The sequence below is a fragment of the Candidatus Methylobacter oryzae genome (genome assembly GCF_003994235.2).
GTDB lineage: Bacteria > Pseudomonadota > Gammaproteobacteria > Methylococcales > Methylomonadaceae > Methylobacter_A > Methylobacter_A oryzae.
Window position 1 is genome coordinate 97,763 of record NZ_RYFG02000025.1, and the last position, 17,591, is coordinate 115,353.

A 17,591-nucleotide genomic window follows, 5' to 3' on the forward strand; every position below is an offset into this window, starting at 1 on the left:
AACGCATTTTGCCCGCCTTGGTTAATGCTTGAATTAACCAGCACTAAAGCATGTAAGGAGTAAAGCGATACGTTGAATAATTTGTTAGCTGCTTATTTTGTTTGCTTCGTTTAAGAAGAACTGTACTTTATACTCGTACAAATAAACGTTATTCATAACGGATGCCGCATAGCGAAGTTTCGTTTACAGATTTTGCGACAACTATGCCATTAACAACTTTACCGGCTCCAATAGTCTTTTTAACCCATCCCATATATCTAGCTACTTGTCCGATCACCTTGTCACTTCCATTGTCTCTTTTTAACTCAAAAACATAGAAGTTTTCATTGTCGTCAATACCAAGTACATCAATAAAACCAACATCAGTTGGATACTCAACTCCATCTTTGCCAGTTTGATCAACGTATAATTTAAGCTTTTTACCATTTATAACGATTGATCCAATATTATCGGATAAAAAATCCCTAAGCTGTCTTTCCAAGCCAAAACCCTGCTCGTCTTCGCTTTGACTGTCATTATTTTCTTGTCCAAAAACCGCAGATATAGCTTTTGTATTTATTGTTTCATTAGGTGGGAATAATCTGACTTCATTTGAAGTTTCTTCATACTTCCAACCTAACTTTTTTAATCCGGATAATAATTGCCTGGATGTGCTTGCTGTTGGCGCAACCACTCCTTCATTGGATAAAGTTCAACGCCACCATCCGTATTTGATTTTACGATATTGAACTGAGCCATGATTTCCTGATAGCTAACTAATAAGTAAGCGCCGCTTGGCTAAAGACACGAAGAACACGAAGTTTTAGATTTATTCTTCGTGTCTTCGTGGTGAGCTTTTAATTTTTTCAATAAATCCCGAGCTTTTTTTCCAGGTAATGGATATTTTGCCCGCCTGCTGCAAAAGCCCCGTCATTCATGATGTCGTGCTGTAAAGGGATATTGGTTTTGATGCCGTCGATGATGATTTCGCTTAGCGCGGTGTTCATCCGGGCAATAGCGCTTTTGCGGTCTTCCCCGTGAGCAATCAGTTTGCCGATCATCGAATCGTAATAAGGCGGTACTTTATAGCCGTTGTAGATATGGGTTTCGCAACGGATGCCGGGGCCGCCGGGCATATGGAACTGGTCTATCGTGCCGGGGCAGGGCATGAAGGTTTTAGGGTCTTCGGCATTTAAACGGCACTCGATTGCATGGCCCTGAATCTTAACCTGGTTCTGGGTAATAGACAGCCGTTCGCCGGCCGCAATGCGCAATTGTTCCTTGACGATGTCAAAGCCTGTCACCATTTCAGTGACGGGATGCTCAACCTGTACGCGGGTATTCATCTCAATGAAATAGAATTCGCCTTTTTCATACAAGAATTCAAACGTACCTGCGCCCAGGTAGCCGATGTCGATACAGGCTTTGGCGCAGCGTTCGCCGATAAATTTGCGTTGCTCTTCGGTGATGCCGGGCGCCGGCGCTTCCTCGACCACTTTTTGATGGCGGCGCTGCATCGAGCAGTCGCGTTCGCCTAAATGGATCGCATTGCCATGAGAGTCGGCCATGACTTGAAACTCAATGTGTCTCGGATCTTCGAGGAATTTTTCCATGTATACCGTAGGATTGCCGAAAGCAGTGCCGGCTTCGGCTTTAGTCATCGCGATCGCGTTTAATAATGCCGCTTCGGTATGCACTGTGCGCATGCCGCGACCGCCGCCGCCGCCGGCCGCTTTAATGATAACCGGATAACCGATTTCCTGCGCCAGCTTCAGGTTTTTTTTGTTGTCATCCGAGAGCGGGTCGTTATTGCCGGGAACGCAGGGAATTCCGGCTGCGAGCATCGCGTTCTTGGCGGAAATCTTGTCACCCATCATGCGGATGGTTTCCGCATTCGGGCCGATAAAAACAAAACCGCTTTGTTTTACTTTTTCGGAAAAATCGGCATTTTCGGATAAAAATCCGTAGCCTGGGTGAATAGCCTCCGCATCGGTTACTTCAGCCGCACTGATAATGGCCGGGATATTCAAGTAGCTGTCTACTGATGCGGCAGGACCGATACAGACGGATTCATCGGCCAGACGCACGTGTTTTAGATCGCGATCGGCTTCGGAATGCACGGCAACAACCTTGACGCCTAATTCTCTGCAAGCGCGAAGAATACGCAACGCAATTTCGCCTCGATTGGCGATAACAATTTTATCGAACATAAGTTCCCCGTCCTTGGTGTTATTCAATGATGAATAAGGGTTGGCCATATTCGACAGGTTCGGCGTTTTCAACCAGGATTTTAGTAACGGTACCGCTCTTGTCCGACTCAATCTGATTAAGAATCTTCATTGCCTCAATGATGCATAACGTATCGCCGACCTGGACTGATTGACCGATTTCAACGAAAACTTTGGAACCGGGCGATGCTGCGCGGTAAAAAGTACCGACCATTGGTGATTTGACTACATGGCCGGTAAGTTTTTCTTCGGCAGGTACCGCTGCTGGAGCCTGCGCAGGCGCAGGCGTAGCGGCAACAGGCGCCGGTGCATAGGCGACCGGAGCGGGCGCTGCGGAATAACGGCTAATGCGGATAGATTCTTCCCCTTCTTTGATTTCCAGTTCGGCAATGTCGGATTCTTCGATAATCTCGATGAGTTTTTTTATTTTTCTAATATCCATGGTTTTTAATGTCTCTCGGTTAATATCTGATGAGCGGCCAATAAGGCCAATTCGTATCCTTTTGCGCCTAGTCCGCAGATAACGCCTTTGGCAATATCCGAGAAATAGGAATGTTTTCTAAAAGGCTCACGTGCGTGGACGTTTGATAAATGAACCTCTATAAATGGGATCTTGGTTCCCAGCAGCGCATCGCGAATAGCGACGCTGGTATGAGTAAAAGCCGCCGGATTAATAATGATGAAATCGACTTGAGCTTGATAAGCCTCGTGTATCAGTTCCACGATTTGATGTTCGGCGTTATTTTGATAAAAGTTAAGCTGATGATTGAGTTCGGCAGACTTTCGTTCAAGATGTTGCCTAATATCGGCGAGGGTTTGATTGCCGTACAAACCGGGTTCGCGAATGCCCAACAGGTTTAAATTCGGCCCATTTAAAACGGTAATAGTCGCCATTAATCTTGCCAGTCGGTTTAGGGTTAAAAAGCATTATTAGCCGACAATTTTGCCCAATTTATGGGATTTTGTCCAGATATTATGTTTTTAGCCAAAGTTAGCCGCAGAATTCGGGCTGTTTGCAGTTGTTGTTCGCAAAACTGTTGATTTTGAAAGTTATTTGTCGGCAAAATCTACGTATGAGTTTATACGTATTCGGACGGCTTTATATATCTTTAATTGCAATATGCGTTTTTATGAAATCGTGCAATGCTGTTGAAATTAACTGCTCAGGAGAAGCGATTAACATCGTTGCCATTAAGCGTTTAAAAACGATAATACGCAAAATCCAGCAGATCCGCCGACAGCATAGCGCACTCTAAAAATGTTATACCGGTAAAAAAATCGGTTTAGATATATAGAATTCTGTATCTGCTTCAACGTAAGTACCTCATTTTTCAAATCTAAATACCCGGTAATGGCAAATAAATGAGCAAGTCGACTTTAAAAACAACAACTTCGCTTTAACTATTCTGATTCCATACTAACCCGGAGTTATCCACCATCCGTTCGGGGTAGAGCTGCTTTATAAACGGTAGCTAGGCTATCGGTAAGCCGCAATTTGTCGGCAATTACTAATGACTAGCAGGCATTATCCGGCGAATTATAACGGAGACTGATGTTCGCAACGGCAAACGAAAACAGGGAATAAAACCGAAGATGCAGTTGTGCTGTGATGAATGTAATTCGGTGTACTCGGGCAATCTTATTCAGCCGCAATGGTTTATTGGCGGCTGATAATTTAGCGTAGCAGTGGGGTAAGTATTTCCATTATTTGCGCTTTGGACAGTTCGCCCGGATGCCGATAAATGATTTGCCCTTGCTGATTAACAATCAACGTATAAGGAACCGCTCCGACACTGTTGCCTAATTGCTGGGCCAAAGCGATGCCGTTATCGCCGCCCAACAGGATCGGGTAATTGATGCCGGTTGCAGAGGTATATTTGACAACCGGTTCTTTGTCCTCCAACGCAATGCCAATGAACTGGAGCCCTTTATCGGCATATTGTTGTTGCAAGTCGATGAAGTCCGGTATTTCTTTACGACAAGGCGGGCACCAGGTTGCCCAGAAGTTGACCACTAACAGCTTGCCTTGCCATTCGGAAATATTGTGTTGACGGCCGCTCAAGTCCGGCAGGTTGAATTCGGGTAAAGCGCCGGCAGCGCTTTTTTCAGCAGGCGGAAAAAGATGCCGGACGGTTACGCCAAGACCTAGCGCAATAATTGCGGCAATAATAATTAAACCGGTACGTTTCATAATTTGATGCGTTGCAATGATTTAATGAAAGTTTCGCCATCCTGGTAACCGATGACCCGGTAGGCCGGTTTTTCTTGATGGTCCAGGCCGAAAAATAAAATCGCCGGTGGACCGATCAGGTTGAATTTAGCCAGCAGCGCTTTATCGTCGTCGGAGTTATTAGTGACATCGACTTGCAGCAATACATAGTCTTTAAGCGCCTGCTTAACGCGAGAATCCGAGAAAGTATAAGTTTCCATCTCCTTGCATGAGATACACCAGTCTGCGTAAAAATCCAACATGACCGGTTGATGGTTGGCATTGGCTTGCTTGATTCGGGCTTCCAGCGCCGCTAAAGAACTGACTCTTTCGAAAGCAATGCCGGGTTCCGCGGCAGCTTGCACAGTACTTACAGCGCTCATGCCGAGCCCTTGCAGCGGTTTTAACGGATTGCTGTTGCCGAGGCTAAAGCCGATCAGCAATAACAGGCCGTAAGACAGCATCATCAGGCCCAAGCCTTTCCATAGTTTACGCCAGCCGGAACTGTTCTCGGGCAGCGGATCGACGGCGCTGAGGTAAATCGCCGGAAATACCAGCAGCATCGCCCAGAGCACCATGATCACGTTGCCCGGCAAAATACGGCTGAGCATCCAGACCGCAACGGCCAGCATGATCACGCCGAATACGGCTTTAGTCGAATTCAGCCAGTTTCCTGCCTTGGGCAGCAATTTTCCGGCGGATGCGCCCAGTAACAGCAACGGTACGCCCATGCCCATGCCCAACGCAAACAGCGCGCTGCCGCCTAATACTTTATCGCCGGTTTGGCCGATATAAATCAACGCGCCGGCCAGCGGTGCGGCAACACAGGGGCCGACAATCAAGGAAGACAACGCGCCCATGATAGCTGCGCCCCAGAGCGAGCCGTCGCGGTGTATTTCGCTGGAATTATGCAGTTTGACTTGTAGCGATTTAGGCAGTTCGAGATGATAAAAACCGAACATCGACAATGACAGCGCTACAAAAACGGCACTGAACAGGCCGATAATCCAAGGTTGCTGAAAGGTCGTTTGCAGATTGCTGCCGAACGATGCGGCGATGATGCCGAAAACCGTATAAGTCAGCGCCGAGGCCAGCACGTAACTGAATGACAGCATAAAGGCCCGGATGGTGGTAATCCGGTTACCGTGACCGACGATAATGCCGGATAAAATCGGAATCATCGGGAAAATGCACGGAGTCAGCGACAGCAATAATCCGAACCCGAAAAAGCTGAGCAGGGTTATCGGGAAGCTGTCCTTATGCAAGGATTGTACGATTTGATCCTGTTCGGAAAGTTCCGGCGCGGCAGGCTGCTCTGCTGTGGCTTGTTGAGCTATCGGTAGCGGCAGATCGATTTTTTTGCTCATCGGCGGATAACAAACGCCGCGGTCGGCACAGCCTTGATACTTTGCCTGTAAGGTAACCGTTTGCGCCGACAGATCGGAGCGTAGAACCGGTACGTCAAAGGCCAATTCGTTGTGGAAAGTCTCGACTTGGCCGAAAGCTTCGTCCTGTTTGGGCGTGCCATGAGGAATATCGTAACTGCCAAGTTTTACGCCGCCGGCATCGATCAATTCAAGCTGAACTTTTTCCCGGTAAAGGTAATAGCCTTCTGCAATATGCCAGTTAACGCGCAGGGTATGGTCGTCTTTGACCGAAGCAAAGAATTCGAAAGCTTGGTCGGGTTGTAGCAAGGCGTCTTCAAATAAATTAAGTTTTAAATCTTGGGCGCCTTTTATCAATTGTTTGATGGGATCGATCTTGGCTACGGGCGTCGGTAACGCCAGGTCGAAGCTGGCTTTTTGCGGCGGATAGCAAATTCCCCGATCGGCGCAGCCGTGATATTTAACCAGCAGTTGCAAAGATGAGGCGCCGTTTTCAGCGTTTATAGCAAGCGGTACGTTCAGAGTATTGCGGTAAATAACCACATCGCCGAAATTTTCGTCGTGCTTGGTTTGGCCGGCCGGGAATGCGGGATCTGCTAAGCTGATTTGCCCGGTTTTAGATTCAAAATGTATTTTATCGCGGTAAAGATAATAGCCTTGGGCTATGTCCCAGGAAATTTCAATCCGATCGGCGGCCAGTGCTTTTGCGGAAACTTTGAAGGCTTGGTCCGGAGACAGTGGTTCCTCAACGTTTAGTGCAACGGCCGATTGGCTAATAAGAGCCAGCAGGCAGAGAAAGATTATTTTGAAGAGTGGCATGAATCTATCCAATGCAGGTATTCAGGTAGGCCGCGCTCAATAGACACGGCAATTATTTCAGGGACTTCGTAAGGATGATGGCCGCGCAAGGTTTGTTCGATAGCCTGGTAGTGATCCTTATGCGCTTTGATCAACAGCAGGTGTTCCTGGGCCGATTCAATTTGCCCCTTCCACGCGTAAATAGAAGTGATGCCGGGCAAAATGTTGACGCAGGCGGCCTTATTGTCTGTAACCAATAACCGGGCTATTTTTTCCGCGCTGTCTTTATCGGGGCAAGTACAGAAGATTATTTGATAGTCGGCCGGCATGTTACGGGTCATAAAAACGAAGGGTCGGATATTATCCTAGAAATTGACCGCAATTGTCTTTATATTGTAACAACGACGATTATCAAAAGAGTTCTTTTAATGAAAATTTTTCAAATACTATTTCTGGTTGTGCTGATTATCCCGTTTGTGGAAATCTATTTGCTGATCCAGGTCGGGGGAGTTATTGGCGCGTTCCCGACTATTTTGCTGGTGGTATTTACCGCGGTATTAGGTGCATGGCTTTTAAAACAACAAGGTTTTGCGACGTTTCAGCGTTTTCAGGAAAGTTTGGCTCGAGGCGAGGTTCCCGCTTACGAAATGGTTGAGGGTCCTATTATCTTGGTCGGAGGCGCGTTATTGCTAACGCCGGGCTTTATTACCGATATAATCGGTTTTGCCTGTTTAATTCCGCAATTCCGCAGAAAAATTGCCCAGTATGTGATTGAACATTATCTTGTTCAGGCCGGAGCGCATTTTCAGCAAAGAAAAGAAGCTGAAAATAACGTGCTGGAAGGTGAGTTTAGTAAAGAGGAATAAAACCGTATATAGGCACAAGACGCAACCGGGGGTTAGTCCTGTGCCTTAGCGGCTTAACCTTCCTCGGAAGAAGGAGCGCTTTCTTCGGCGCTGCCTTCGGTTTCGCAGGTATTTTTGTTAAGTCCGGAATATACCGGGCACCAGCCTGAATAGCCGGTTGCCGTAAGAACCAATCCCAGTAACAGTAGAAGAACTTCACCGCCTGGTACGAAAAGTGAAATCACCAGAAGCGCCACGCCCCCGTATAAACGGTACTTCTTTTCTTTTTCGCCAACATTGTGTTCAAATTTAAGCATACGTTTAAAATCAAAACTCATCTCAAAATCCTCTGGGTATATTTATTATTATCGTAATAAAACAACGGTTCAGTCAGTCATCATCGAACCTCATGCAATATACACAGCTTCGAAAAATGTGCAAGCGAAAAAATATCAACAGTAGGTGCTTTAGGTAATGGATGTCACGTCAATCATAGATCCCCTCAATGACGCCCAGCGTCAGGCCGTTTCCGCGCCTTCCCAGGCGATGCTGGTTCTGGCCGGCGCCGGTAGCGGCAAGACCCGCGTATTAGTCCATCGCATCGCCTGGCAGATTCAGGTCGAAGGCGTGTCGGCCCACAGTATCTTGGCCGTCACTTTTACCAATAAAGCCGCCAAGGAAATGCGCAGCCGGATTGAAGATTTGCTGAATACGTCGGCACAATCCATGTGGATAGGGACGTTTCACGGTATCGCGCATCGGCTGTTACGACGCCATGCCAAGCAGGCCAAATTGCCGGAAACTTTTCAGGTCATGGATTCAGGCGACCAGTTGCGGGTGATCAAACGCCTGCTGGCGTCGCTAAATCTGGATGCGGACAAGTGGCCGCCGCGCCAAGCGCAATGGTTTATCAATGCGCAAAAAGACGAAGGCATCAGGGCGCGGCACATGATGGAGACCGGCGATCTCTACCAGCGGCAAATGCTGACTATATATAAAGCGTATGAAGAGCTTTGCGACCGCTCCGGCTTGGTGGATTTTGCCGAGTTGCTGCTCCGGGCGCATGAATTGCTGCGCGACAATCCCGATGTACTGGAGTTTTACCAACAGCGTTTCAGGCAGGTTCATGTCGACGAGTTCCAGGATACCAACACCATACAATATGCATGGCTGCGGCTGTTGACCCAGGATAGGGACAATATTTTTGTGGTCGGCGATGACGATCAGTCGATTTACGGCTGGCGCGGCGCGAAAATCGAAAATATCTACAGCTTTCAAAAACATTACCCGAATCATCAAGTCATCAAACTGGAACAAAATTACCGTTCGACCGGCAATATCCTGAAAGCCGCGAACAAAGTTATCAGCGTCAACGACGGCCGCATGGGCAAGGAGCTGTGGACCGACTCCGGCGACGGCGAATTGATTTCCCTGTACGCCGCATTCAACGAACAGGACGAAGCGCATTTTGTCGTCGACCGGATCAAGGCTTGGGTCAACGAAGGCGGCATGCGTAGCGACGTCGCCATCTTGTACCGGTCCAACGCCCAGTCGCGCCAGTTTGAAGAAAGATTGATGACCACCGGCACGCCTTACCGGGTTTACGGCGGCTTGCGCTTTTTCGAGCGGGTGGAAATCAAGAATGCGTTGGCCTATTTGCGGCTGATGTCCAACCGTAATGACGACGCGTCGTTCGAGCGGGTCATCAATACCCCGACCCGAGGCATCGGCACAAAAACCATCGACGATATTCGCACCATCGCCCGCGATCAAGGCTTGTCTTTATGGGCGGCGGCGATTGTATTCATTAATCAGCGCACCTTGTCGGCCAGGGCGACCAACGCGCTGATCGGCTTTTTAGAATTGATCAAGCGGTTTGACGCAGAGGCGGAAGGCCTTGAGCTTTATGAAAAGGTCAAACTGGTCGTTGAAAAAAGCGGCCTGATAGAGCTTTATCAAAAAGACAAGGAGGTCGACAAAGGCGAAGAGAAAGTGGAAAACCTCGAAGAGCTGGTCAACGCGGCTCGGCTGTTCGATGCGACTGCAATCGGCGACCAGGAAATGGATGAAAACCTCGACGAGCTGGATATATTCCTGGCCCATGCGGCATTGGAAGCCGGCGAACTGCAAGGCGACGATTTCGACGATTGCGTGCAGCTTATGACCCTGCACTCTGCCAAAGGCCTGGAGTTTAAGCAAGTATTTTTAGTCGGCATGGAAGAAGGCCTGTTCCCGTCGCAACAATCCGTCGATGACGTCGGACGGCTCGAAGAAGAACGCAGGCTTTGTTATGTCGGCATCACCCGCGCAATGCAGCGCTTGTACCTGACCTATGCCGAATCCCGGCGTTTATATGGCCGGGAAAGCTATCCGAGGCCGTCGCGTTTTTTGCGCGAGATTCCGGCGGAGCATATCCAAGAAGTCAGGATGCGCGCGACCGTGGCGCGTCCGGTCACATCCGTGCAACCGAAAGCGCAATCATTGCAGACGGAAGGCAAATACAAACTGGGGCAACGCGTCAGCCATGCCAAATTCGGCGAAGGCGTGGTGTTGCAGATGGAAGGAGAGGGCGCGCAGGAACGGGTGCAGATCAACTTCAGGCAGGTTGGGCTAAAGTGGTTGATATTGGCTTATGCGCAGTTGGATGCGTTGTAATAGCCGCTGTAGCCTGATAATGTAAGCCCTATATCGGGTCGCTGCTAAGCAGACCTTCCAGGTTTTTACTGGAGCCGCTCCCGGCGCCTCCAGCACTTCCGCCATCCATGGCAGTCGTAAAACCTGGAAGGTCTAACTCGCAGTTTACTCTTTTATAAGTTTACCAACCATGCAGCATATCGATAAAATATTCAAACTCCACAACACCTTGCGCGACCGCAGAACGCCGATTACCGGCAAAGCGCTGCAAGAAAAGCTGGAATGCTCAAGAGCCACCCGCGACCGCATCATCAAATACATGCGGGAAATGCTGGATGCGCCGATTGTTTACGATAAAAACCGGAACGGCTTCTACTACGATCATGATCACGCCCAACACCCGTACGAACTGCCCGGACTCTGGTTCAACGCCCAGGAACTGCAAGCCTTGCTGGCTTGCCAACACCTGCTTGCCAATGTCAGCGCCGGCATCCTGCAAGACGACATAGTCCAGTTGCAAAATCGGTTGGAAAAATTATTGCGGCTTAACAACGGCGTTGCCAAGCCGGATTTTGATAAAATCAAAATCCTCAATCAAGCCAACCGCCGCAGCGACGACAATATTTTTCTCAAAGTCGCTGCCGCGCTGTTCAACGGCAAACGTCTGCGAATCGGCTACCACGCCCGTGGCGATAACCAACACAGCCAACGCGACATATCCCCGCAAACCTTGGTGCGCTACCGCGACAACTGGTACATGGATGCTTGGTGCCACTTGCGCGGACAATTGCGCAGTTTCGCCATCGACAGAATCGTCTCGGTTTTAGAGCTGGACCAAAGCTCCGACCTTATTGATACCGAACAACTGCAACAGCATTTTGCAAGCTCATACGGCATTTTCAGCGGCAGCGCCAAGCATTTGGCCGTGCTCAAATTCAGCGCCAGTCGAAGTCGTTGGGTTTCAGATGAAAATTGGCATCCCGAGCAGCAAAGCCAATGGCTCGATGACGGCCGCTATCAACTCAGCATTCCTTTTAATGATCATCGGGAATTGTTGATGGATATTCTCAAGCATGGTTCCGAAGTGGAGGTGGTTGCGCCTGGGTTTTTGGTTGAGGCGGTTAGGGAGCAGGTTGCGGCAATGGGTAAAATTTATGGAGATAGATGAGCGTAAAAATTAGAGAAAGACGTTTTTTAAATTTATAGCTTTATAGGAAGAAAATTTTAATTGATTAACTAACACAACAAGCATACATTATTTTTGACATTTCAAAATAGGAGCCTGAATATGAACGAGTTAACCAATGTAGTGAAAATATGGCAATTGATACAGCGGCTAATATTTCCACTTGGTGACCTTGCTAGATATTGTAAGAAAAACGATAGTTCTGAAAAAACGGATGGTGCTATGTACTCTATTTCGATGAATTTTTCTGCAAAGATCATTAAAGGAAAAAACAAAGTCGAACTCTAAAATCAATGAAAATAGCTATGTAAAAGTTAGCGAATAAATTGATTTTTGATTCTTTCCAAAGAATTACGAGAGTAGTTGAGATTCTTTGGCCTCATTGAAGCATAGGCAGAAACTTTTGCTTGAAATGTCTTTATCTATTTTTCCGTGGCATCCACCGATGCCACGGCCTCTTTAAATTTTTTTTCATCGGAAATACTAGACGCTCATAGTTTGAGGCACCGGCTGTGTTAAAACACCCCAACAATAAATAAAACGGCGGAAAACGCGATGGATTACAACGACTTTTTCAAACAGGCGACCAAATTTGAAACGACTTACCCCTATCAGGAAACGTTAGGCAGCCGACCTTGGCCCGATTTCCTGGAGATCCCGACCGGTTTGGGCAAAACGGCGGCGGTCGTGCTGGCTTGGTTATACAAGCGTACCGTTTTGCAGGATTCAAACACGCCGCGCCGTCTGGTTTATTGCCTGCCGATGCGGGTATTGGCGGAGCAAACCGAGGCAAATATTCGCTGTTGGCTCGATAATTTAGGCGGCGATACGGCGAATATCCCCATACATCTGTTGATGGGCGGTGAGCAAGACCTAAAATCCTGGACCTTGCATCCCGAACAAAACGCCATTCTGATCGGCACCCAGGACATGTTGCTTTCGAGAGCCTTGATGCGCGGTTACGGCATGAGCCGTTATCAATGGCCGGTGCATTTCGCGTTGCTGCATAACGATGCGTTATGGGTATTCGACGAAGTGCAGTTGATGGGGGCAGGATTGGGTACATCGGCGCAACTGGAAGCGTTTCGCCGCCAATTTAAAACTCACGGCAACACACGAACGCTATGGGTTTCCGCAACGCTGAACCGGCAATGGCTCAATACCGTTGATTTTGCCGAACATCTTGTCAATGCCGATACCTTGCAACTTGCCGAGCAGGAAAAACAGTTGCCCGCCGTGCAAAAACGCTTTCAGGCGATTAAAAGACTGCAACAAGGCAAGGCGGCGTTAAATGCGGAAAGCAAAAAGAACGTTTGTAAAACCTATCTTGCGGCTTTGGTTGACCAAATCCTTGAAACGCATCAACCTGAAAGCAATACGCTGGTCATCCTTAATAGCGTCGAGCGCGCCCAAGGTTTGATGCAACTGCTGCAAAAACAAAAAACGGCTATCGAACTGTTATTGGTTCACGCCCGCTTTCGCGCAGCAGAGCGCCGCCAACTCAACTTTGCCATTCAAAATAAGCCGGAGGGAGCAGGGCGGATTATTGTCGCCACCCAAGCGGTGGAAGCCGGCGTCGATATTTCCTCGCGAATTTTATTTACTGAGCTGGCGCCTTGGGCATCGCTGGTGCAGCGTTTCGGCCGCTGCAACCGCGCCGGGGAATATGAACAAGGCGCGGATATTTTCTGGCTGGATATTGACGACGACAAATCGGCACTGCCTTACGCCTATCGGGACATAGAGCAAAGCCGCGACATTTTGCGCAACTTAACTAACGCCGCACCGTCAGGACTGCCGCCGGTCGAATCCGAACAAGCCATCAGCCCTATTTTGCGGCGTAAGGATTTTCTGGATTTGTTCAATACCGATGCCGACTTGACCGGTTTCGATAGCGATATTTCGCTGTTTATCCGCGACGAAGGTTTGCCTCAACTGCGCGTGTTCTGGCGCGATTTTCAAGACAGTAAACCCGAGCAAACCCAGCCCGGCCATACCGAGTTATGCCCGGTTTCCATTAGCCAAATCAAAGCCTATCTGGGCAAAGACAAACAAAAAGCCTATGTTTGGGACGGTCTCAGCGAAAACTGGAAAGCAGTTAATAAAGATAGCGTTTATCCGGGCATGACCTTATTGCTGCGCTGCGAAAACGGCGGCTATGACGCCACGCTGGGTTTTATCGCAGATAGCAAAACAGCGGTTGAGCCGCTGTTACCTGTCGATGATGTTGCAGATAGTTATCAAGGCGATGCGGATAGCCGAAAAACGCGGCCAATTTTATTGGAAGAGCATCTTGTTCATGTTGCCGAAGTCGCACAAAGCTTGATTCAAAATCTTAAACTGGACAGCGATGAAAATACCGCCGCGATTGGTACGGCTGCTGCGTGGCATGATGTCGGCAAATCCCATCCGGTTTTTCAGGAAACCATGATTAAAAATACCGGATTGGATGACAAACAACTCTGGGCAAAATCTTCCTCGCAAGGTTTCCACAGTCGCCGCTATTTCCGCCATGAATTAGCCTCGATGCTGGCTTGGTTGGCGCAGGGCGAAAAGCTGCCGTCTCACGACCTAATCGCTTACCTGATCGCCGCCCACCACGGCAAAGTCCGCATGAGTTTACGCGCGATGCCCGATGAGCCGCCGGCCAAGCAAGGCCGGCGTTTTGCTCGCGGCGTTCATGAAGGCGATTGTTTACCGCCGTTGCAAGTCGGCAGCGTGGTGCTGCCGGAAACCGCGCTGCAACTGGATGTCATGGAATTAGGCGAAAGTGCAATGGGCGCATCCTGGACAACCCGCACCCAACGCTTATTGGTGGAGCACGGCCCATTTCTATTGAGCTGGTATGAAACATTGGTGCGCATCGCCGACTGGCGAGCATCGGATCAAGAACAAAAATAACGGACGGTACACGATGACACAAACCATTTTATTAAAAGGCTGCTCTCCTACGCCGTTGGCTCATTATTTAAAAGCGCTGGGCATTTTGCGTCTGGTTGCGGAACAAAAAGACCCGGATGCCAAAGGCTGTTGGCGTAACGAAGGCTTTGTTCTGAACAGCAGCTTGGATGAACAGGCGTTGCAGCAATTTTTTCTGGAAGAGTACCGGCCCACGCCGATTATCGCGCCATGGAATGGCGGCAGCGGCTTTTATTACCAGGAAAGCAAGTCAAAGGACATCGATCCTGCGACTGGAAAAAAACAGAAAAGCGGCATTCGCAACCAGCCCACGGAAGCGACTCGTACCGTTGAAGCTTTACTCAACAGCGAAGCTCCGCGTCTTGCCGAATATCGCCGATTACTTGAACAATCCCGACGCATGCTGGCGCAATCCGGCTTCAAGGAATCGCCTAAAAATGAAGACAAAAATACTGTTCTCCAGATGATCAGGAACAGTTTTCCCGATTCGTTTTTAGTTTGGCTGGATGCTGCATTACTAATAAGCCAGGACAAAACTTTTTTCCCTCCATTGCTGGGAACGGGCGGCAATGACGGCAATCTGGATTTCACCAACAACTTTATGCAGCGGCAATTGCAATTGTTCGATGCAAAAGACGGCATAGCTAATCAAGCCGCTAGCTCATGGCTATTGTCGGCGTTGTTTGAATTACCGACTTCTCATTTACAAAAAGATGCAGCTATCGGCCAGTTTTCACCCGGCAATGCCGGCGGCCCTAATGCCACGGCAGGCTTTGAATCCAGTTCACTGATCAATCCTTGGGATTTCGTACTGATGCTGGAAGGCGCGTTGTTGTTTGCCGCCAATGCGACCCGGCGTTTCCAGCAGGATAAAGCCGGAGCGTTGAGCTATCCGTTTACAGTGCGCAATTCCGGTGGCGGTTCGGGTTCGAGCAAACAAACGGATGAAGCCAATGCCCGAGCCGAAATCTGGCTGCCGCTTTGGCATAACCCGGCAACGCTGGCGGAATTGAAAGCATTGTTTCAGGAAGGTCGTGCCACAATCGGCCGCCGTCCGGCCAAGGACGGCTTGGATTTTGCCCGCGCCGTTGCCGCCTTGGGCGTGGATCGCGGTATCGGCGAATTTCAACGCTACGGTTTCATGATGCGTTCCGGCAAAGCCTATCTCGCTACGCCGATGGGGCGTATGCAAACCCGCCGCAATCCTGCCGCCGATTTAATCCAGGAATTGGATAAAGCCCGGTTCTTGGACAATCTACGCAGTTTTGCCCGCAAAGCCGAAGCTCCCGGCCGCATCGTGTCGCTGGTGCATCAACTGGAGAACCGTTTATTTGAGCTGACTCGCAGCAGCAACCCCAAAACCGTTCAGGAGATTCTGATCTTGCTCGGTAAATTACAGCGGGCTTTAAGCCTCAGCGGCAAAGGCCGCGAAGCGATCAGAAGACCAATTCCATGGCTTAGCCCTGCTTGGTCGTTAAATGCAGATGATGGAAGCGCTGAATTCCGTTTGGCTTGCGCGTTAGCCGGATTATCGGAGAAAGACGGCTTGCCGATGCGCGTCCATTTAGCGCCGATAAAAGCCAAGGAACAGGCATGGGATGAGTATTCCCGGATTGCGGTGTGGAGTGAAGGTTCTTTTGAAAACAACATGGTAACGCTGTTAAGGACCCGGTTATTGGCGGCTGAACGCCTACAACACCAAGACAAACCTTTCGGTTTTGGTTTCGGCGCCGACTGTAGCGACATCGCCGCATTTCTTGAATCGGTCACCGACGACCGGCGTATCGGCGATTTAATGCAAGGCTTGGCCTTAATCAAAAACATTCCTCGAAACTCAGTAGGGCAACATGAACGGAAACCACAATCCGTATTACCGGGTGCTTATGTGGTATTAAAGCCGTTTTTCACGACCGATGAAGTCCTGCAAAAAACCGGCTTTTTGCCGCTGGATTGCAAGCTTCCGTTCCGCGCGGAAATCTTGGCCGGGTTGGCCGCGAATCAGAGCGATAAAGCCGTCAAACTGGCTTGGGACAAACTCAGGCATGCCGGGGTTGCATTGCCCGCATTTCCCAATCAACCACCGTGCGTGTTGGGTATCGATGGACAGAGATTATTAGCGGCATTAGTTATCCCAATAGAGTTTGGGCAGCTTGCAACCATACTGAGGAGCATAACGCGGCAACAAAAGCAAAAAGATTGATTTGTCTCGTTGCCTCGTTCCCACGCGCTGCGTGGGAATGCAGTCAAGGCGCGCTGCGCCGCGCGTTGCGGTTAACAAACTGAAATGCCGAGTATATCGAAGTGGGACGCAGCGCGTCCCATACCGCATTCCCACGCGGCGCGTGGGAACGAGGAAATAAAATTAAAACGACTGATTTATCCACCACCACTTAAGGAAACCATAATATGACAATCGATTTTTTAAGTTTACAGACAGCACCGCGTTTATTGATCGAGGCCGATTTACAGCCGCTGCAAGGCGCGCGATTCCAACCGACCGGCTTTCCCGATTTGGGCGCGGCGGTGTACGATGGCCCGAACGGCAACCGTTTGTTGCTGGTGGAGTCGGCGCAAAGCCTGGCTAACCGCCTGGAAGTTGTCTGTTGGGATGCGCCCAACGATGACTGGGTCGTTCCATTAAAAGGCTTGCCGCTAGTTAAGGTCATCGACAAACAGGGAGCATCGTTGACCAACACGGTATTGGAAGCGCATCGGCTTAACTCTCCTTATATTCTGGAAGGCAAAGACAAGTCAGTATTCGACATGCTTAAAAAAGAACTGGCGGACATGAGCGAGGGCCCGGTAGACATCCGCAAACTTGCATCAGTAGTGCTGAAATACGATACCAACGCTTTATTGCACGGGATTTTCCTGGCGAAAAGCGAACTGGCCGGTGGCCGTTTACGCTTGCCGCGTGTCGTGTCGGCCTTTATTGAAGCTGAGGACGTGAAATTGGCGCAAAGCGGTGGCGTTAAAAACGATCACGTCAATCCTTCTGGAGATACGGCCAAAGGATTTGGCAACGTGCCGTATTCTCGCGACGACTATACCGCTCCCAAAATCACCGCCTACTTCAACATCGACTTGGCGCAAATACGCGGATTCGGTTTGGGGCAAGCCGTCGAGCAATTGTTGGTGACACTGGCTCTTTACAAAATCCGCCGTTTCCTGGACGAAGGCTTGCGCCTGCGTACCGCATGCGACCTGGAAGCCAGGAAGCTTACGGTGACTCGTCCGGACGCTTGGGTATTGCCCGAACGTACTCAACTGGAACAAGCATTGCCCGGCTTAATAAGCGCTGTCGCGGCCGAAAACCGTTTCGCCGAGCCGCGTGTGACCGTGGTGAAATGGGAAAAAGGCGCGGAAAAAAAGCCTAAAGCCGGCGCAGACAGCAACGAGGAGTAAACC

Annotated in this window: 15 protein-coding genes; 7 read left to right on the plus strand and 8 right to left on the minus strand. The window is 49.5% G+C overall.

Annotated features, from left to right (window positions below; all coding sequences use genetic code 11):
* Window positions 1-148: 148 nt before the first annotated feature.
* The 7 genes from EKO24_RS05290 to cutA form a co-directional block, all read right to left on the minus strand.
* Window positions 149-673: an endonuclease NucS domain-containing protein gene (locus EKO24_RS05290; protein WP_127026829.1), complete on the minus strand. Its 525-nt coding sequence runs from the start codon at window positions 671-673 to the stop codon at window positions 149-151.
* Window positions 674-845: 172 nt separating this feature from the next.
* Window positions 846-2,189 (minus strand): acetyl-CoA carboxylase biotin carboxylase subunit, encoded by a 1,344-nt coding sequence (accC, locus tag EKO24_RS05295; protein ID WP_127026830.1) that lies wholly within the window; start codon window positions 2,187-2,189, stop codon window positions 846-848.
* Between the two features lie 19 nt (window positions 2,190-2,208).
* Window positions 2,209-2,649 (minus strand): acetyl-CoA carboxylase biotin carboxyl carrier protein, encoded by a 441-nt coding sequence (gene accB, locus EKO24_RS05300; RefSeq protein ID WP_127026831.1) that lies wholly within the window; start codon window positions 2,647-2,649, stop codon window positions 2,209-2,211.
* A 5-nt stretch (window positions 2,650-2,654) separates the two neighbouring features.
* A complete protein-coding gene (aroQ, locus tag EKO24_RS05305) occupies window positions 2,655-3,101 on the minus strand; it encodes a type II 3-dehydroquinate dehydratase (RefSeq protein WP_127026832.1) in 447 nt (148 codons plus the stop codon).
* 781 nt (window positions 3,102-3,882) lie between these two features.
* Window positions 3,883-4,398: a TlpA family protein disulfide reductase gene (locus EKO24_RS05310; RefSeq protein ID WP_127026833.1), complete on the minus strand. Its 516-nt coding sequence runs from the start codon at window positions 4,396-4,398 to the stop codon at window positions 3,883-3,885.
* Complete coding sequence (locus EKO24_RS05315) at window positions 4,395-6,620, minus strand: protein-disulfide reductase DsbD (protein WP_127026834.1); 2,226 nt, start codon at window positions 6,618-6,620, stop codon at window positions 4,395-4,397. The genes EKO24_RS05310 and EKO24_RS05315 overlap by 4 nt, the downstream gene beginning before the upstream one ends.
* Window positions 6,602-6,940, minus strand: coding sequence for a divalent-cation tolerance protein CutA (gene cutA, locus EKO24_RS05320; RefSeq protein WP_127026835.1), 339 nt, complete (start codon window positions 6,938-6,940; stop codon window positions 6,602-6,604). Before cutA ends, EKO24_RS05315 begins: the two co-directional genes overlap by 19 nt.
* Window positions 6,941-7,027: 87 nt before the next feature.
* Between cutA and EKO24_RS05325 the strand changes: the two genes are divergently transcribed.
* Window positions 7,028-7,465, plus strand: a complete 438-nt coding sequence (locus EKO24_RS05325; protein WP_127026836.1) for an FxsA family protein — start codon at window positions 7,028-7,030, stop codon at window positions 7,463-7,465.
* A 53-nt stretch (window positions 7,466-7,518) separates the two neighbouring features.
* Here EKO24_RS05325 and EKO24_RS05330 read toward each other — a convergent pair whose 3' ends face one another.
* The gene (locus EKO24_RS05330; protein WP_127026837.1) at window positions 7,519-7,782 is read right to left on the minus strand and encodes a YgaP family membrane protein; all 264 of its coding nucleotides are present in this window, start codon (window positions 7,780-7,782) and stop codon (window positions 7,519-7,521) included.
* Window positions 7,783-7,918: 136 nt separating this feature from the next.
* Here EKO24_RS05330 and uvrD point away from each other — a divergent pair, with 136 nt between their 5' ends.
* The 6 genes from uvrD to cas7g all read left to right on the plus strand — a co-directional run bounded on the left by uvrD (window position 7,919) and on the right by cas7g (window position 17,588).
* Window positions 7,919-10,099 carry a DNA helicase II gene (gene uvrD / locus EKO24_RS05335; protein WP_127026838.1) on the plus strand — a complete coding sequence of 727 codons (2,181 nt, stop codon included), beginning with the start codon at window positions 7,919-7,921 and terminating at the stop codon, window positions 10,097-10,099.
* A gap of 169 nt (window positions 10,100-10,268) precedes the next feature.
* Window positions 10,269-11,246 carry a helix-turn-helix transcriptional regulator gene (locus EKO24_RS05340; protein ID WP_127026839.1) on the plus strand — a complete coding sequence of 326 codons (978 nt, stop codon included), beginning with the start codon at window positions 10,269-10,271 and terminating at the stop codon, window positions 11,244-11,246.
* A 120-nt stretch (window positions 11,247-11,366) separates the two neighbouring features.
* Window positions 11,367-11,552, plus strand: coding sequence for a hypothetical protein (locus EKO24_RS05345; RefSeq protein WP_127026840.1), 186 nt, complete (start codon window positions 11,367-11,369; stop codon window positions 11,550-11,552).
* Window positions 11,553-11,819: 267 nt separating this feature from the next.
* Entirely contained in the window at window positions 11,820-14,165 is a 2,346-nt protein-coding gene (cas3g, locus tag EKO24_RS05350) for a type I-G CRISPR-associated helicase/endonuclease Cas3g (protein WP_127026841.1), read from the plus strand.
* 13 nt (window positions 14,166-14,178) lie between these two features.
* Window positions 14,179-16,383, plus strand: a complete 2,205-nt coding sequence (gene cas8g1, locus EKO24_RS05355; protein ID WP_161990571.1) for a type I-G CRISPR-associated protein Cas8g1/Csx17 — start codon at window positions 14,179-14,181, stop codon at window positions 16,381-16,383.
* 206 nt (window positions 16,384-16,589) lie between these two features.
* Window positions 16,590-17,588, plus strand: coding sequence for a type I-G CRISPR-associated RAMP protein Csb1/Cas7g (gene cas7g / locus EKO24_RS05360; RefSeq protein ID WP_127026843.1), 999 nt, complete (start codon window positions 16,590-16,592; stop codon window positions 17,586-17,588).
* Window positions 17,589-17,591 lie beyond the last annotated feature (3 nt).

Coding starts and splice junctions, on each gene's coding strand:
- EKO24_RS05315 (WP_127026834.1), bottom strand. CDS start 6,620: ATGCCACTCTTCAAAATAATCTTTCTCTGCCTGCTGGCTCTTATTAGC.
- uvrD (WP_127026838.1), top strand. CDS start 7,919: ATGGATGTCACGTCAATCATAGATCCCCTCAATGACGCCCAGCGTCAG.
- EKO24_RS05330 (WP_127026837.1), bottom strand. CDS start 7,782: ATGAGTTTTGATTTTAAACGTATGCTTAAATTTGAACACAATGTTGGC.
- EKO24_RS05345 (WP_127026840.1), top strand. CDS start 11,367: ATGAACGAGTTAACCAATGTAGTGAAAATATGGCAATTGATACAGCGG.
- EKO24_RS05325 (WP_127026836.1), top strand. CDS start 7,028: ATGAAAATTTTTCAAATACTATTTCTGGTTGTGCTGATTATCCCGTTT.
- aroQ (WP_127026832.1), bottom strand. CDS start 3,101: ATGGCGACTATTACCGTTTTAAATGGGCCGAATTTAAACCTGTTGGGC.
- EKO24_RS05310 (WP_127026833.1), bottom strand. CDS start 4,398: ATGAAACGTACCGGTTTAATTATTATTGCCGCAATTATTGCGCTAGGT.
- cas7g (WP_127026843.1), top strand. CDS start 16,590: ATGACAATCGATTTTTTAAGTTTACAGACAGCACCGCGTTTATTGATC.
- cas8g1 (WP_161990571.1), top strand. CDS start 14,179: ATGACACAAACCATTTTATTAAAAGGCTGCTCTCCTACGCCGTTGGCT.
- cas3g (WP_127026841.1), top strand. CDS start 11,820: ATGGATTACAACGACTTTTTCAAACAGGCGACCAAATTTGAAACGACT.
- accB (WP_127026831.1), bottom strand. CDS start 2,649: ATGGATATTAGAAAAATAAAAAAACTCATCGAGATTATCGAAGAATCC.
- EKO24_RS05340 (WP_127026839.1), top strand. CDS start 10,269: ATGCAGCATATCGATAAAATATTCAAACTCCACAACACCTTGCGCGAC.
- cutA (WP_127026835.1), bottom strand. CDS start 6,940: ATGACCCGTAACATGCCGGCCGACTATCAAATAATCTTCTGTACTTGC.
- accC (WP_127026830.1), bottom strand. CDS start 2,189: ATGTTCGATAAAATTGTTATCGCCAATCGAGGCGAAATTGCGTTGCGT.